We start from the raw sequence: 15,274 nt of genomic DNA, 5'->3' as shown, positions 1-15,274 counted from the left end.
CCTTCGGCCAGTTCCTTCACATCTCCAAGCTGACGGGCCGGATAGATCTCGACTGTCACGTCACCATTCGAGATGCGCTCCACTGCTTCTTTGAAGCGAACGGCGGTGTCGTGGATCGGGTGTGCCTCAAACACCGGGTGCCCCAGGCGGAGCGTCACCGGATCAGAAAAGGCGGTGGTGGCAAACAGCGACACGCCCAGTGCGGCGCAGGCAGCAAACTTATTCATATTTCCCCTCCCAGATGTTCCCACATCGAGAACAGTGTTCTCAAAATTGACGAATCAGTGCCGCTGAGTCAAGAAGGTTTGCAGTCAACAGGAGCGGTCTCAGGTGGAACTAACTTCCAGCGTGCGCGCAGCAGACACATGCTTGCGCATCCTTCAGCAGATCGCTTTCGCCGAGCGGCCCCAGGGCGTGACGCAGATTGCCGGCAAGGTCGGGATTGCGAAGGGTGCGGTTCACAAGCACCTGCGCACGCTCATCGATCATGGAATGATCGTACAGGATCCGATTACTTCGCTGTATCGTCTGGGACCAAAGATCTGGCTGATGGGCCAGAAGGCTCCCGATGGCCAGATGCTGTCCGAAATTGCCTTGCCACTGATGCAGGCGGCTCGAGACGATCTGGGGCTTGCAGTGGTTCTCAGCGTGCCGACGCCCAAATCCGCTTTCGTGCTGGCTACTTTGCGCAGTAACCAGCCCATCGATATCGGTGTGCGCCCCGGCAGCGAGTTGCAGCTGCACTCGTCGGCGCAGGGGAAGGTGTTTCTTGCCTTCGGCCCAGCCGACCTGTGGGACCAGTTGCAGATCCCGCTGGAGGCCGTCACACCCAGGACGACAACCGATGTCGAAACGCTCAGGCGAGAGATCGAGGAGATACGAGTGGCAGGCTATGCGGTCGCACCTGAAGAGTCATTACTAGGGATCAATGCACTCGCCGCGCCGATCTTCAATGCGAACGGGACGATAGTCGGAAGCATCGGCCTCATTGGCTCGATCCAGCATCTGACTGCGGAACCCACGCCTCATCAGCTGAAAGTTCTCATGGACCTGACCGGAGCCATTTCCAACCGGATTTGAGATCGCACTCCCCTGCCCTGTGTTTCAAAGCAAACATGAACGGCTGGTTAGATAAAGCTTCAGCGCAGCACAATGCCAAGGCGGCCGGCAGCTAAGGGCCGCTCCTGTCAAGCACGGCTTTGCTGACAGCCTCTCTCCTCGGGCGAAAGCTTCTAGACTAGCAACTGTGTCTATGCGCGGGCCTGATGCTGCCAAGCTGTGCCGCTTTTCAGGACGGCGTTCGCGATGATGATGAGCCGTCAGGCGATAGCGATGATGACCAACTTGTGCGGCTTGCCCTTTTCCTTGAGGCGCCTGGCAACCGGCTTGCAGGCCGGATTATGACATGCGGCGGCGAGTGTTGCTCGGCGGGTCACATCCTTTCTGGACGCTGCCGGTCACGATGGATGCAGCATCTTGGGGCGGGCGATCCCAAGGCGCCGCCATGCGTCATTGTTCACCCCTAGCCGGTCCAGATGCCAACAAGCGCGGCGCGCGGGACGAAGGCCCGAAATGGCAGCCGAAAACGCCAGTTGCAAAGCGCCAGGGTCCCTGGGGGCAGGGCATCACTCAATACCCGAGGCTGTCCCGCAGGTTCTGCTCCACGGACCGGAGATGCGTTCTCATCGCATCTGCCGCTGCCTGACCGTCGCGCGTTGCAATGGCTTCCACGATGCGGTCATGCTGCTCGAAGCTGTGGTGATCGCGTGGTGGCTTGCCCGGGTTGTCGCGGCGGCGGCCCCAGGTCACGGCGCGGCGCACGGTCGTCATCGTGTCGAGCAAGCCGAGCAGCAGGGAATTCTGCGCCGCTTCGCCCACGGCACGGTGGAGGCGGTTGTCATGATGCTCGTACTGACGCCATGTCGGTGCCTGACGGCATTTCTGGGCACAGGCCCGCAGTTCGTTGATCTGCGCGCCGGTGGCATTCACGGCGGCGAGACGCGCGATCTCCGGTTCAAAGGCAAGGCGTGCCGCCATGACTTCGGTCGGATTGGTGCGCAAGACAAGTGCGTTGATGTCGCTTACGCTGTCGATTGGCCGTTCGCCCATGAACGTGCCCTTGCCGACATGGCGCCACACGACCCCTTCCCCTTGCAGGGTCGCAAGCGCCTTGCGCAGCACCGTGCGGCCCATGTCCAGGGTTTCCGCCAATTCCCGTTCAGGGGGCAGGCGACCGTCGTCGCCAAGGTCGGCGGCTTCAAGATAAGCGCGCAGTTTGTCGAGAGGCGAGACCGAGATCTGCTGCATGTTCAAACCAATCCTTATATTGGTTCATAATCGAACGTGACGTTGGCGATGTCAACCCACGCAGCTTCCCCGAGTGTATGGATTAACATACTGATTACAGGCCAATATGCCCAAAGCCGCTGGAACGACCTCAGAAAACTATTGACCCAATATCCATCTCAATGCAGCATTGGTTTGCAATGGGCTTGGAGGAGCCCGATCTTGGGGAGGAAAGAAGATGGGAATTCTTGCTGACATCACGCAGTCGCGAGCCGTTGTTTCCGCTCTGGCCCTGGCCCTGGCCATTCCAGCAGCGGCGTCCGCCGATCCGATGCGCGTCGCCTTTGGCGACATCGCCACCGTCGAAACCCTTGGGCTGCTCATCGCGATGGAGCGCGCGAAGGAACAGGGCGTCGAGATCGAGACGACCTTTCTGAAAAGCGAGGACATCGCCGCGCAGGCGGTCGTCAGCGGCCAGGCGGATATCGGCATCGGCGGGCCTTACGCGCTGCTGCAGAAGGTCAAGGCGCCGATCAGGATCTTCCTGCAACTGAGCGAATTGCAGATGTATCCGGTGGTCAATACCGAGTTCTATGATGAATGGGCCGACCTGGACGGGCAGGAGATCGCCGTCCATTCGCGCGGCTCGGGAACCGAGGCGATCATGCAGATGATGGCCGACAAGCATGGCATCAAGTATTCCAGCGTCGCCTATGTCCCGGGGGCCGAGGTGCGGACCGGCGCGCTGCTGCAAGGCAACGTCAAGGCCACCATCGTCGACTCCTCGGGCAAGCGGGTTCTCGAGGCCGAGGCGCCCGACAAGTTCGCCTTCCTGCCGCTGGACGGTGTCGAGGCGACCGACGAGGCGATGTTCGCCAACACGGAGTACCTTGCCGAAAACCCCGAGGACGTCGCCAAACTCGTCGAGGCCGTCGTGACGACCTGGCGCGAGATCGCCGCCGATCCCACGGTCGTGGCCAAGCTGCGCGAACAGTACAACCTGTTGCCCGACGCCACGCCCGAGATGCTGGCCGAGATCGAACCCTACTATTCGGGCATGAAGGATGCCCTGCCCATGAACGGCGGCGGAGAAGAGGCCGCGCGCAGCGACTTTGCCTTCTATACCGCGTCGGGCGCGCTCGAAGGCAATCCCGAGGACCTGAAGGTCGAGGACTTCTGGGATCTGACCGCCCTGAACGGCGTGCTCGGCAAGATCGGAACTCAGTGAAATGAGCGTCATGTCACAGGATGTGAAGGTGGTGGCCCCGGCGGCCACCACAAGAGAGGCACTGCGCCTGTTCGCCGAACGGCGCCGGTCCTTCTGGGTGGTTCTGTCGCTTGCGGTCCTTTTCACGACATGGGAGATCGCCGGCCGCATCCCGATCAGCTTTGCCTTCCCCACCTTCCTCGACACGCTTGCGGCGTTCTTCGAGATGGTCGGGGACGGGACGATGATCCGGGCGTTCTTCCTGACGCTGCAGCCGCTGGTTCTGGGTGTTGCCGTCTCGGCGCTGCTGGGGATCACGCTGGGCATCGTCATGGGCCTGTCGGACAGGGTGGAATGGCTGCTTGCCCCTGTCTTCATCGTCTTGCAGGCCGCGCCCATGGCCGCGTTGGTGCCGCTGGTGACCTTTGTCTATGGCATCGGTCTTGTGGCCAAGACACTGGCCGTCATCATGCTGGCGCTGCCCGTGATCGTTCTGAACTCCTACAAGGCGGTGCGGCATGTGAACCCCTCGCTGGTGGACATGTGCCGGTCGTTCCAGGGCACGCGGCGCCAGCAGATCTTCAAGATCATCATTCCCGACGCGTCGCCTGTTCTTTTCGCGGGCCTGCGCCTGGGCGTGGCTGCGGGCTTCATCGGCGTCATGCTGGCTGAACTGCTGATCACCCCCACGGGGATCGGCGACCTGATCACATACCACCGTTCCGTCGCGAACTATGCGCATATGTATGCGGCCGTCGCCGCCATCATCGCGGCGTCCACCGTGACGCTGGCCCTGCTGCAGTGGTTCGAGACCAATGTCATGCGCCCCGAAAAGAGGAGGAGCTGAAATGACCGTCAACGCACTTGCGAAGGAAGATTTCGATCCCGCCAGCGTCGTCACCCACGATCCCGTCGTCCGGGTCGAGGCGATCTCCAAGCACTATGGCAGCGTGGAGGCGTTGCGCAGCATCGACCTGCAATTCGAACGGGGCAAGCTGACGACGCTGCTGGGCCCCTCGGGCTGCGGCAAGACCACGCTTCTGAAGATCATCGCGGGCCTGGTGCCGGCGACCTCGGGGCAGATCGTCGTGAACGGCCGCGCGGTCACCGGGCCGGGGCCGGAACGCGCCTTCGTCTTCCAGGACTTCGCGCTGATGCCCTGGGCCACGGTCCTGCGCAACGTGGGCTTCGGGCTGGAACTGAAAGGCATGGCCGCGGCCGAGCGCAACCGCATCGCCCGGCGCTATATCGAGGAGGTCGGGCTTCAGGGCTTCGAGGACAAGTATCCCCACGAGCTGTCGGGGGGCATGCGCCAGCGGGTCGGCATCGCCCGCGCCTTTGCGGTGAACGCCGACGTGCTGCTGCTGGACGAGCCCTTCTCGGCCGTGGACGAGCAGAACCGCCGCAAGTTCCAGGAGGATCTGCTGCGCCTGGTCGAGATGGAGCGCAAGACCTTCATCTTCGTCACCCACTCGATCGAGGAAGCGGTCTATGTCTCGGACCGGATCGTGCTGCTGTCCCCGCGGCCGGGCCGGGTGTCGAACATCATCGACCCCAGGATCGACCGCACCGCCAATCCTGACGACATCCGGCGCGACCCAGGCTATCTCGACGTGGTCGAGGAGATCTGGCAGGGCCTGCGCCATTATGCGGAGTGACCGGCCATGACCCTGTTCGGTTACCGCATTCCCATGATGGCCTCGCTGATCGTCTGGGCCCTGATCTGGGAAATCGTCGGCCAGCTTGACGTGATCTTCCTGATCCCGCCGATGAGCGCGATCATCGCCGCAGGCTTCGACCTGGTGCAGACCAATTCCTGGCAGAACGCCACGCTTGTCACGATCCGGTCCTTCGTGATCGGCATGGCCCTGGCGATCGGCATCGGCGTGCCGCTGGGCGTGATGATGGGCCGGGTGAAGATCATCGACAACATCTTCGGCCTGTGGGTGAACATCTTCGTCAGCGCGCCGCTGTCGGCTCTGGTGCCGGTGCTGATGATCCTGTTCGGGATGGGCGAGGCGACGATCGTGGTCACGGTCTTCCTGTTCGCCGTCTGGATCATCGTCCTGGATGCCCGCGCGGGCGTCATGCAGGTGCCGGCATCGCTGGTGGACATGGCGCGATCCTATGGCGCGTCGCAGGCCACGATCATGCGCAAGATCATCCTGGTCTCGGCGCTGCCCGAGATCCTTGCCGGGATCCGCATCGGGGTGATCCGGGGGGTCAAGGGGGTCGTCATCGGCCAGATCCTTGTCGCCGTGATCGGATACGGGGAACTGTTCGAACTGTATTCCCGCAGCTTCGACATGGAACGGTTCTGGGCCCTTACGATGGTTCTCTTCGCCGCGGCAATGGTGCTGTCGGCGATCGTGGAAAACGCAGAAAAACGCATCGAATACTACGCAGGAGCAAGATGATGAACGAGATGACCAAGATGGCGGACTATGTCTTCGTGCCCGAGCCCATCCCCACGATCCCGGTGGCCGGCAGCGACAAGCTGTTCCCCGTGCGCCGCATCTATTGCGTGGGCCGGAACTTCGCCGACCATGCCATCGAGATGGGCCACGACCCGGATAAGGAGCCGCCCTTCTTCTTCCAGAAGAACCCCGACTCGATCGTCCCGCCCGGCAAGGACTTTCCTTATCCGACCGAGACCAGCGACGTGCATCACGAGATCGAACTGGTCGTGGCACTCAAGTCCGGTGGCACGGACATCCCGCTGGACAAGGCCCTGGACTGCGTCTTCGGCTATGGCGTGGGCCTGGATATGACCCGGCGCGACCTGCAGGGACAGGCCAAGAAGATGGGCCGCCCCTGGGAGACCGGCAAGTCCTTCGAGGCCTCGGCGCCCTGCTCGGCCATCCATCCCGTGTCCGAGGTCGGCCATCCCACGCAGGGCGCGATCCGGGTCGAGGTCAATGGAGAGCCGCGCCAGGAAGGCGACCTGAACCAGATGATCTGGAAGGTGCCGGAAATGATCTCCTACCTGTCGCGCCTGTTCGAACTGCGCCCCGGCGACGTGATCTTCGCAGGCACCCCGGCGGGCGTGGGCGCCGTGGTCCGGGGCGACGTGATGACCGGCCATGTCGAGGGCGTGGACAGCATCACCGTCAAGGTGGTCTGAGATCCCCGTCGCGGCCCCTGCGGGGGCCGCTTCCTCCCGCCGGAGAGCGCAATGCCCCTGTCCTTGACCCTCGTGACCACCTTCACCTTCGTGCTTGCCGTCAGCGGCTGCATCTCTGGCTTCCTTGCCGGGCTTCTCGGCGTCGGGGGCGGCATCATCATCGTGCCGGTGCTCTATCATGTGCTTGCGGCCTTTGATGTGGACATGGCGTTGCGCGCGCATATCGCTGTCGGCACTTCGCTGGCGACGATCATCCCGACCTCTCTCCAGTCGATCCGCACGCATCGCGCCAAGGGCGCCGTGGATGCAACGTTGCTGCGCTTCTGGGCTCCTTTCGTGGGTCTAGGCGTTCTTGTCGGAGTCCTGATCGCGCGCTTCGCGCCTGGCACCTTGCTGACCGCCGTCTTCGGCATGGTTGCCGCAATCGTCGCCGCCTACATGCTGTTCACGCGCGAAGGCTGGCATCCCTTCGCAGCCCTGCCGGCCAAGCCGGCGCAGGCCGGTATGGCTGGCGGGATCGGCACCCTGTCGACGCTGATGGGCATCGGAGGTGGCACGCTGACCGTCCCGGTCCTCAGCGTCTTCAGCTATCCCGTGCGCCGTGCCGTGGGGACTGCCTCGGTCGTGGGGCTGATCATCGCGCTGCCGGGAACGCTGGGCTACATCTTCAACGGCTTCGGTCGCGAAGGACTGCCGCCGCTGTCGCTGGGTTATGTGAACCTCGCGGCTTTGTTGGCGATCGTCGTGACCAGCATGTGGTTCGCGCCCATGGGTGCCCGTGCGGCTCATACGATTGCGCCGACGCACCTGCGCAAGGCGTTCGGGATCTTTCTGGCGATCACATCCATCAAGATGCTTGCAGACGTGCTGCCGTAAGGTCCGGGACGTCAGCATGGCATCCCTCGGCATCCTCTTTTCCACACGGCCCGCGCTGCGGGCCGATCCACGGTCCTGCGTCCGGGTGACAACGCTCGCTCATAACTTCCATGCGACGACACTCAGGAACTGACGCCGCCCTTATCCTCTGCTAAGGCCGGGACACGCTGGTATCAACGTAAGCAAGACAGGTTCAAGACATGGCTGATCTGCCCAACCCCGACATCATCTACACCAAGGTCGACGAAGCCCCGCAGATTGCCTCGGCCTCGCTTCTGCCGATCATCCGCGCCTTCGCCTCGGCTGCCGGAGTGACGGTGGGAACCCGCGACATCTCGCTGGCCGGGCGGATCAAAGCTGCCTTTCCCGAACGACTGACCGCCGAACAGCGCCAGTCCGACGACCTGGCCGAACTGGGCGAACTCGTGAAGACGCCCGAGGCCAATGTGATCAAGCTGCCCAACATCAGCGCCTCGGTCCCGCAGCTTGTGGCGGCGGTGAAGGAACTGCAGTCGCAGGGCCATGACATTCCCGACTATCCCGAGGAGCCGGCGACGGACGAGGAAAAGGCGATCCGTGCCCGTTTCGACGCCATCAAGGGATCGGCCGTGAACCCGGTGCTGCGCGAAGGAAACTCGGACCGGCGTGCCGCCGTGGCGGTCAAGAACTATGCTAAGGCCAACCCGCATTCGATGGGGAAATGGTCCGCGGACAGCAAGACCTGCGTGTCCACCATGGCCGGCAACGATTTCCGCTCGAACGAGATTTCGGCCACCTTGTCCGGCGAACAGGCCGGAAAGGCGCGCATCGAACTGGTGGCGGGTGACGGTTCGGTCACCGTTCTGAAGGACGGCGTGACCTATCCGGCGGGCAGCGTGGTGGATGCCACCTTCATGTCCGCCAAGGCGCTGGATGCGTTCCTCGCCGAACAGATCGAGGCCTCGAAGCGCGATGGCGTCCTGTTCTCGATCCACCTGAAGGCCACGATGATGAAGGTCTCGGACCCGATCATCTTCGGCCATGCGGTGAAGCAGTTCCTGAAGCCGGTGTTCGACAAGCATGGCGCGGCGCTGGAGGCGGCGGGCGTGGACCCGAACTCGGGCCTCGGCACCCTGCTGGAACGGGTGGCCGCCATGCCCGAGGGCAAGGACATCCTGGCCGACATCGACGCCGTCATGGCCGATCGCCCGCCGATGTACATGGTGAACTCGGACAAGGGCATCAGCAACCTGCATGTCCCCTCGGACGTCATCATCGACGCCTCGATCCCGGCGCTGCTGCGCGCAGGCGGCAAGGGCTGGGGCCCGGACGGGAAGGCCGCGGACACCAACTGCGTGATCCCCGACAGCTCCTATGCGGCGGTGTACGAGGAGTCGGTTCGTTATTTCAAGGAAACCGGCGCGCTGGATCCCTCCACGGCAGGCACGGTGCAGAACGTCGGCCTGATGGCGCAGAAGGCCGAGGAATACGGCTCGCACCCGACCACCTTCGAGATCCCGCATGACGGGACGGTGCGGATCGTGCTGGCCAATGGCGACGTGCTGCACCAGCACAAGGTCGAGGCGGGCGACATCTGGCGCGCGGCCTCGACCCGGCAGGCACCCATCGAGGACTGGGTGAAACTGGCGATCTCGCGCCAGAAGGCCGAGGGCTGCCAGGCGATCTTCTGGCTGGACGAGACCCGCGCCCATGACGCAGAGCTGATCAGATACGTCAAGCCGATCCTGGAGGCCGAGGGCGTGTCGGACAGGTTCCGGATCCTTGCCCCGCGCGAGGCGACGCGCCTGACGCTGGAAACCATCCGCAAGGGCGAGAACTCCATCGCCATCACCGGCAACGTGCTGCGCGACTATCTGACCGACCTTTTCCCGATCCTGGAATTGGGAACCAGCGCCAAGATGCTGTCCATCGTAAAGCTGATGAACGGCGGCGGCCTGTTCGAGACGGGGGCAGGGGGATCGGCGCCCAAGCACGTCCAGCAGATCATGGAGGAAAACCACCTTCGCTGGGATTCGCTGGGCGAGTTCTGCGCCCTGGGGGAAAGCCTGAAGTTCCTGGCCGAGGCCAAAGGCAATGCGAAGGCCCGCGTCCTGGGCGAGGCGGTGGACGTGGCGACCCAGGGGGTGCTTGACAACAACCGTTCGCCCTTGCCCAAGGTCGGCCAGACCGACAACCGCGACAGCCACTTCTATTTCGCGCTCTACTGGGCGCAGGCCCTGGCCGAGCAGAAGGGCGATGCCGAACTGGCCCGTCACTTCGCCCCGATCGCGAAGGCCCTGGCCGAAAACGAGTCCACGATCGTGGCCGAACTGGCGGAAGGGCAGGGCAAGCCGGCCGACCTGGGCGGCTATTACCACACCGACCCCGCCAAGGTTGAGGCGGTGATGCGCCCCTCGGCCACCTTCAACCGGATCATCGGCTGAAGCGGGACGCAACCCGCAGGTGCGCAGGTCGATGCGACATGAAGAAAAGCCATCGTCCGCTTGAAGCGGGCGATGGAAGCGAAGGCACGAGCGGCCAATCACACATCCCAACGCCGAGGTTCAAGGGCGGGTCCAAGCTGCCCGCCGCGCGCGGGAAGCACTGGCCCCGGACGACCCCCTGATGCTGGTCGAGCCTGCGGCATCGGACCGGGTCGAGGAGAACCTCTGGGAAAAGGGAACGCATGTCCTGGGCGCACAGGCGGGCGGGGCGCGGCTGGCACGGGTTTGCCGCGATGCGGGCCTTTCCCGTGTCCGCAAGGCCGCGCTGACGCCCTTCAACCTGATCCTCGAAGCGCGTCCCTGACCGCCGCAGCCACCAGTGTCCCGGCGCGCCGGGCAGTGGGGAATGCGGCGGCCCTGCGACGCTGGGGGCCAGGCCCGCGATGACCGTTCAGGCCTTGGTGATCACGATCTCTGCATATTCGGACGGCAGGCGGAGAGTGCCGTCCCTGGCATCGTTGAAGCGGGCCAGGAGGGAAAGCAGATCATGCTCGAAGGCCTGCTGCCCTTGCGCGTCAAGCGCCAGGAAAGCCTTGTGGATGGGGCCATAGAAGCGGCGGAACTCATCCAGGAAGTCCTGCGGGGAAGCATAGCGGAAAACGAAAAACTTCAGCGTGAAGGCAATGGAGGTGGCTGCGGGGCCGAACGTCTCCTCGATCCAGGCGCGGTCCCCCCAGCGGGACGGCGGCTTCAGCCCGGCAGGCGGAGGGAGATGGCGCCCCAGCGTTCGGAACACCTCGCCGATGAAGCTGTCGGGGGTCCAGTTGGCCAGCCCGAGCCTGCCGCCGGGGCGACAGACGCGCAGCATCTCGGCCGCGGCGCGGTCCTGGTCGGGGGCGAACATCACCCCGAAGGTCGAGGCGACCGCATCGAAGCTGCCATCCGCAAAGGGCAGCGCCTCGGCATCCGCCACCTGAAAGGCAAGCGGCAGGCCCTCTGCCTCGGCGCGCCGCTGCCCGCGTTCAAGAAGGGCGGGCACATAGTCGGTGGACACCACCGCCGCGCCCCGACGTGCAAGGGCCAATGACACATTGCCGTTCCCGGCAGCAACGTCGAGCGCACTTGCACCGGCGGGCAGGTCCATCGCCTCGGCCAGGGCCTCGCCCACGATCTGGAGCGTGACGCCGATCCGGGCGTAATCGCCCGAGGCCCAGGCCGCCTGCTGGCGGTTCTTGATGGCGGCGAAATCAGGAAGGGGCAGATCGGGCGTCTTCAAGGTCGTCGTCATGTCGGTTCCTTTCACAAAAAACATCGTCCGAAGAACTGCTGGCCCAGGGGGCCCGGAACGACGACAAGGCTAATCGTTCGGTCATCACCATGCTTGAGGACGGCGTGGGGATCTTGTGGTAAGATCCTGGGGCTTCCGGGGGAGCAGGCGATGATCTACCGCCTGGGCAGGTTCAGCCTCGACACGGATCGCGCGGAACTGTCCGGCCCGCGCGGGCCGGTCGGCCTTGAACCGAAGGCCTATGATCTTCTTCGGCTTCTCGTGGAACGACAGGGCCGCCTGGTTACCAGGGAGGAGGCGATCGCGGCGGTGTGGGGCGGCCGGTTCATCTCGGACGCGGCGATCTCGACGGTTCTCAAGATGCTGCGCAAGGCCTTGGACGATGACGGCAAGACGCAGCGCGTCATCCGCACGATCCATGGCCGGGGCTTTCGACTGGTGGCCGAGCCGCCCGCCCGTCCGCACCTGCCAGAGGAGAACAGCGCCGTTCCCGACCGCGAGCCGGTCCCATGGGCGTCCCGGCCCAGTCTGGCGATCCTGCCATTCCGGCGCATTGGCGCCTCGGACATCCTCGAGATGGTCGCCGACGGGCTTCCGGCCGACCTGATCAGCGGGATTTCCCGGCTGCGCTGGCTTCGCGTGCTGGCGCAGGAAACGACCTTTCGCCTCAGGGATACCGATCATCTTCCGCATTCGGCCGCGGCACGGCTGGGGGCGACCTATGCCCTTTGCGGAACCGTTGAGGTCGTGGGGGGCGGAACCTTGACGTCGATCGAGCTTTCGGACCTGCGAACGGGCGCGGTGGTCTGGGCCGAGCAGCTCGAGGGGCGCCTGGACGACCTCCACCAGACGCGTGCGGCCATATCGGCGGCCGTGCTGGCCGCCCTCGAGATCCAGATCCCCCTGAACGAGGCTTTGCGCGCCCGAACCTGCCCGACCGAGCAACTGGACGCATGGGGCGCTTACCATCTGGGGCTGCAGCACATCTTCCGCTTCACGGAAGCCGACAATGCCATCGCCACGGGCTATCTTGAACGCGCGACGCGGCTTGATCAGCATTTCGCAAGCGCCTTCGCGGCACTGTCGTTTACCAGCTATCAGATGGCGGCGATGCAGTGGACGCCCGACCGGAACCAGGCGATCAGGCAGACCCAGGCCTATGCCGAACGCAGCCTCGAGCTTGATCCGCTGGACCCTTTCGCCAATCTTGTCGAAGGGCGGCTGTTCCTTCTTCTGAACCGCCCCGAGGATGGGCAGCTCTGGCTTGACCGGTCGGTGCAGCTGAGCCCGAGCTATGCCAAGGGCTATTACTCGCGCGGATTTGCAGCCATGCTGGCCGGGCGGGTCGGCGATTGCCTGGCCGACATGGAGCGCGCGATGGCGCTGAGCCCGCTCGACCCGATGCTGTGTGCGATGCAGACGTGCAAGGCAATCGCCTTGCATGTGGCAGGCCGGCCTGACGAAGCCGTCATCTGGGCGAACAAAGGCGCGCGGGCGCCCCATGCGCATATCGCCATGCTGATGACGGCCGTGGCGGTTTGCCAGCTTGCAGGGGACCACGCCGGCGCACGAACCTGGAAGGCGGTCTTGCGCAGCCGCTATCCCGACGCGAGCCTGCGACGGTTCTTTACGGTGCTGCCATTTACGGATGCAGCGCTGAGATCCCTGCTGGGGCGCGGTTTGCAAGAGGCAGGCATACCAGGATAAGGCCGAGCCGGGCCTGAAACGGCGGCTTTGCTGCCGCAGCCTCCACGCCGCTGCTGCGCCAAGCACCACCATCGCCCGCTTTGGAAAGCTGCCCCGCGGCGCCTGGCATGGCCCGGCTGTCCGTTTTGGGCGTTTCTGTCAGGCACGGCTTTTGTTGACAGCTTCTCTCCTCGGGCGGAAGCTTCTGGACCAGGCGTTCCGCTCTGGACGTCGTTTATGTGAGGTGCTTCATGAGTTCGGCTCTGATAAGGGGGCACGTCTTCATGCCCCGTCGCATTCTCCTTGCGTCTTCTCTTGTATTCGCGGGCCTTCTTGCCTCGGCACCCCCAGGGGAAGCTGCAACGCTTCGCCTTGAGAAGGTCGTCATGGAAGGCCTGGCAAACCCGCGTGGCCTTTCCTTCGGTCCCGATGGCTGGCTTTACGCCGCAGAAGCCGGCACCGGCGGAGATGGTCCCTCGATCGTCTCTGGCGACGGCCAGACCGTTTCCTTTGGTCTCTCGGGAAAGGTAACCCGGTATCGGTCCGGGGTGCAGGAGGCCGTCATTGATGGTCTGCCCTCGCTTGCCCCCGCCGGCGGGTTCGGTGCCACGGGTGCGCATGACCTTGCCTTCTTGGACGGCGTTCTTCATGTCGTCCTGGGCTTTGGCGCGAATCCTGCCCTTCGCGCAAACCTTGCAAGCGTCCCCGGCTCTGAACTGCTGGGTCGGGTCGTCTCGGTCTCGGGCAGCACCGTTTCGGCAGTTGCCGATCTTGCCGCCTTTGAACTGGCGAACGATCCCGACGGCGAGCCGAACAGCAATCCGTTCAGCCTGGTGGCCCTGGCTGATCGCCTTGTGGTCTCGGACGCCGGAGGAAACGACCTTCTGACGGTCGGCCAGGATGGTGCCATCGCCATAAAGGCGGTGCTGCCGCAAGGCTCCTTTCAGCCGGTTCCAACAGGCGCCACTGTGGGACCGAACGGGGACATCCTTGTCGGCCAGTTGACAGGATTTCCCTTCCCCCTCGGCGGGGCGAACGTCTTTGCTGTTGACGGGGCGGGGATGATCGACGTCTTCGCGACCGGCTTCACGAACCTCATCGACGTCGCATATGGCAACGGCAAGCTTTATGCGCTCGAGTTCGACAGCGACAGCCTGCTTGGTCCAAACACCACCGGGTCGCTGTTCGAGATCGGCGAGGACGGCCTCAAGCGTCTTGTTTTCGGCGGACTCAACAGTCCGACCGGCCTGGCGATTGGCGCCGACGGGAACATCTTCGTTGCCGAAAGTGGCGTTTCGCCGACGGATGGGCGGGTGATCCAGCTTGCCCCGGTGCCGCTTCCCGCATCCTTGCCGCTTCTGGCAGGAGGCATGGCCTTTGCCGTAGCCATCGGGTCATGGAGAGGCCGCAAGCGTAACTGAGTCGGGACGTCACGTCGCGGAAGCCGGCCGGGCACGACCAAATTCCTGCCCCTGGCCGGCTTCCTGCGCTTTCCCGCGACACGCAATGCGCGTGGGATATCCGTCCGCGCGATTTCGACCGCCACCAAGACCACCATCCCTGAAGACCTGTGACGCAGATCCCTGGATGTCGGAGGGAGTCCCTGCGCTTCAGAGATCAAGGGCGTCGGCATCATGACGATCTGGCCCCTCCGGACACACGGGGCAGTTCAGGTGGCTCTAACCAGTCGGCCGCAGGTCAGACAGGCAAGGGATGGATCATGGCGCGGGGGCGGCGCGACTGGCATCCGGCAGGGTGCCGGTCCCGCCTGGCTTTCGACCTGTTCGGTGTGTCCGCGATCATGGACCGGCGCATCAGCGTTGCGGCAAGCAGGTGGCGGGCTTCAGCTACCAGATCGCCGCCCGGAAAATGGCGGCCGTCTGGTATCTCCCTCAGGAAGAAAGGCGCTTCGAGGCTGCGATGCCGTTGAGAACCGCCTGACGCTCCAGTCGTTCCAGAAGGTTGCGATACTTGACGTTGTGAGAGTAGGCTTCGATTGCCTCCATGATGATCTTCCAGTCATCCACGGACACGGCAGGACGAAAAGCAGTCGAGCATTGGGCTTGGGACATGGTAATACCTACAACTTTAACAATATAGTTGTGTTACCTCAGGGTTGTCCTGCAAACATCTGTCTTTTTGTATAAGCTAATGCAAGGCTTATGGGAACAAAGGCCTGCAGCAAGCATCCCCCGAGGCACAATCGGGTTCCCGACGAAGGATGCTGCAACCTCTCGGAGCCTGGTTTCTCAAGCTGCCTGGATCGCCTTGCAGCTTAATCCTGCGTGCGCCCCATATCGCGCCAGCCTGGGCCGGCAAAGTGGCTGCACGGCGATGCTTGGAAAACAAGGCGGCGCCACCGTTCCCCGCGAACCTTTTTCCCC

14 protein-coding genes and 1 pseudogene are annotated in these 15,274 nt (G+C 63.9%); 11 read left to right on the top strand and 4 right to left on the bottom strand.

The window, feature by feature from the left end; genetic code table 11:
* Positions 1-227: pseudogene (locus CK944_RS20050) on the bottom strand (C4-dicarboxylate ABC transporter substrate-binding protein); the annotation flags it as partial.
* Between the two features lie 142 nt (positions 228-369).
* On the opposite strand from CK944_RS20050, the gene CK944_RS20045 reads away from it, so the two are divergent.
* Positions 370-1,080 carry an IclR family transcriptional regulator gene (locus CK944_RS20045; protein ID WP_158248088.1) on the top strand — a complete coding sequence of 237 codons (711 nt, stop codon included), beginning with the start codon at positions 370-372 and terminating at the stop codon, positions 1,078-1,080.
* A 549-nt stretch (positions 1,081-1,629) separates the two neighbouring features.
* Here CK944_RS20045 and CK944_RS20040 read toward each other — a convergent pair.
* On the bottom strand, positions 1,630-2,307 hold the full coding sequence (locus CK944_RS20040) for a FadR/GntR family transcriptional regulator (protein ID WP_103174835.1): 678 nt from the start codon (positions 2,305-2,307) through the stop codon (positions 1,630-1,632).
* A gap of 217 nt (positions 2,308-2,524) precedes the next feature.
* On the opposite strand from CK944_RS20040, the gene CK944_RS20035 reads away from it, so the two are divergent.
* The 8 genes from CK944_RS20035 to CK944_RS20000 all read left to right on the top strand — a co-directional run bounded on the left by CK944_RS20035 (position 2,525) and on the right by CK944_RS20000 (position 10,280).
* Positions 2,525-3,514: an ABC transporter substrate-binding protein gene (locus CK944_RS20035; RefSeq protein ID WP_103174834.1), complete on the top strand. Its 990-nt coding sequence runs from the start codon at positions 2,525-2,527 to the stop codon at positions 3,512-3,514.
* Position 3,515: 1 nt separating this feature from the next.
* Positions 3,516-4,340, top strand: a complete 825-nt coding sequence (locus CK944_RS20030) for an ABC transporter permease (protein WP_103174833.1) — start codon at positions 3,516-3,518, stop codon at positions 4,338-4,340.
* A 1-nt stretch (position 4,341) separates the two neighbouring features.
* Complete coding sequence (locus tag CK944_RS20025) at positions 4,342-5,151, top strand: ABC transporter ATP-binding protein (protein WP_103174832.1); 810 nt, start codon at positions 4,342-4,344, stop codon at positions 5,149-5,151.
* Positions 5,152-5,157: 6 nt separating this feature from the next.
* On the top strand, positions 5,158-5,910 hold the full coding sequence (locus tag CK944_RS20020; RefSeq protein WP_103174831.1) for an ABC transporter permease: 753 nt from the start codon (positions 5,158-5,160) through the stop codon (positions 5,908-5,910).
* Positions 5,911-5,927: 17 nt separating this feature from the next.
* Complete coding sequence (locus CK944_RS20015; RefSeq protein WP_192877791.1) at positions 5,928-6,617, top strand: fumarylacetoacetate hydrolase family protein; 690 nt, start codon at positions 5,928-5,930, stop codon at positions 6,615-6,617.
* Between the two features lie 51 nt (positions 6,618-6,668).
* Positions 6,669-7,493 carry a sulfite exporter TauE/SafE family protein gene (locus CK944_RS20010; protein ID WP_103174829.1) on the top strand — a complete coding sequence of 275 codons (825 nt, stop codon included), beginning with the start codon at positions 6,669-6,671 and terminating at the stop codon, positions 7,491-7,493.
* Positions 7,494-7,693: 200 nt separating this feature from the next.
* The gene (locus CK944_RS20005) at positions 7,694-9,916 is read left to right on the top strand and encodes an NADP-dependent isocitrate dehydrogenase (RefSeq protein ID WP_103174828.1); all 2,223 of its coding nucleotides are present in this window, start codon (positions 7,694-7,696) and stop codon (positions 9,914-9,916) included.
* A gap of 181 nt (positions 9,917-10,097) precedes the next feature.
* On the top strand, positions 10,098-10,280 hold the full coding sequence (locus tag CK944_RS20000) for a hypothetical protein (RefSeq protein ID WP_103174827.1): 183 nt from the start codon (positions 10,098-10,100) through the stop codon (positions 10,278-10,280).
* Between the two features lie 87 nt (positions 10,281-10,367).
* Here the strand turns inward: CK944_RS20000 and CK944_RS19995 are convergent, their stop codons facing one another.
* Positions 10,368-11,204: a class I SAM-dependent methyltransferase gene (locus CK944_RS19995; RefSeq protein WP_103174826.1), complete on the bottom strand. Its 837-nt coding sequence runs from the start codon at positions 11,202-11,204 to the stop codon at positions 10,368-10,370.
* Positions 11,205-11,354: 150 nt separating this feature from the next.
* On the opposite strand from CK944_RS19995, the gene CK944_RS19990 reads away from it, so the two are divergent.
* The gene (locus tag CK944_RS19990) at positions 11,355-12,911 is read left to right on the top strand and encodes a winged helix-turn-helix domain-containing protein (RefSeq protein WP_103174825.1); all 1,557 of its coding nucleotides are present in this window, start codon (positions 11,355-11,357) and stop codon (positions 12,909-12,911) included.
* Between the two features lie 365 nt (positions 12,912-13,276).
* A complete protein-coding gene (locus CK944_RS19985) occupies positions 13,277-14,311 on the top strand; it encodes a ScyD/ScyE family protein (RefSeq protein WP_158248087.1) in 1,035 nt (344 codons plus the stop codon).
* 471 nt (positions 14,312-14,782) lie between these two features.
* On the opposite strand, the gene CK944_RS22995 is transcribed toward CK944_RS19985, so the two are convergent.
* Complete coding sequence (locus CK944_RS22995) at positions 14,783-14,962, bottom strand: hypothetical protein (RefSeq protein ID WP_146038724.1); 180 nt, start codon at positions 14,960-14,962, stop codon at positions 14,783-14,785.
* Positions 14,963-15,274 lie beyond the last annotated feature (312 nt).

The sequence above is a fragment of the Paracoccus sp. SY genome (assembly GCF_002901215.1).
Taxonomy (GTDB): Bacteria; Pseudomonadota; Alphaproteobacteria; order Rhodobacterales; family Rhodobacteraceae; genus Paracoccus; species Paracoccus acridae.
This window is presented reverse-complemented; position numbering and strand designations above follow the sequence as displayed.

Excerpts from the sequence above, each read along its gene's own strand:
- CK944_RS20040 (WP_103174835.1), bottom strand. The coding sequence starts at position 2,307 with ATGCAGCAGATCTCGGTCTCGCCTCTCGACAAACTGCGCGCTTATCTT.
- CK944_RS20035 (WP_103174834.1), top strand. The coding sequence starts at position 2,525 with ATGGGAATTCTTGCTGACATCACGCAGTCGCGAGCCGTTGTTTCCGCT.
- CK944_RS20030 (WP_103174833.1), top strand. The coding sequence starts at position 3,516 with ATGAGCGTCATGTCACAGGATGTGAAGGTGGTGGCCCCGGCGGCCACC.
- CK944_RS20025 (WP_103174832.1), top strand. The coding sequence starts at position 4,342 with ATGACCGTCAACGCACTTGCGAAGGAAGATTTCGATCCCGCCAGCGTC.
- CK944_RS20020 (WP_103174831.1), top strand. The coding sequence starts at position 5,158 with ATGACCCTGTTCGGTTACCGCATTCCCATGATGGCCTCGCTGATCGTC.
- CK944_RS20015 (WP_192877791.1), top strand. The coding sequence starts at position 5,928 with ATGGCGGACTATGTCTTCGTGCCCGAGCCCATCCCCACGATCCCGGTG.
- CK944_RS20010 (WP_103174829.1), top strand. The coding sequence starts at position 6,669 with ATGCCCCTGTCCTTGACCCTCGTGACCACCTTCACCTTCGTGCTTGCC.
- CK944_RS20005 (WP_103174828.1), top strand. The coding sequence starts at position 7,694 with ATGGCTGATCTGCCCAACCCCGACATCATCTACACCAAGGTCGACGAA.
- CK944_RS20000 (WP_103174827.1), top strand. The coding sequence starts at position 10,098 with ATGCTGGTCGAGCCTGCGGCATCGGACCGGGTCGAGGAGAACCTCTGG.
- CK944_RS19995 (WP_103174826.1), bottom strand. The coding sequence starts at position 11,204 with ATGACGACGACCTTGAAGACGCCCGATCTGCCCCTTCCTGATTTCGCC.
- CK944_RS19990 (WP_103174825.1), top strand. The coding sequence starts at position 11,355 with ATGATCTACCGCCTGGGCAGGTTCAGCCTCGACACGGATCGCGCGGAA.
- CK944_RS19985 (WP_158248087.1), top strand. The coding sequence starts at position 13,277 with ATGGAAGGCCTGGCAAACCCGCGTGGCCTTTCCTTCGGTCCCGATGGC.
- CK944_RS22995 (WP_146038724.1), bottom strand. The coding sequence starts at position 14,962 with ATGTCCCAAGCCCAATGCTCGACTGCTTTTCGTCCTGCCGTGTCCGTG.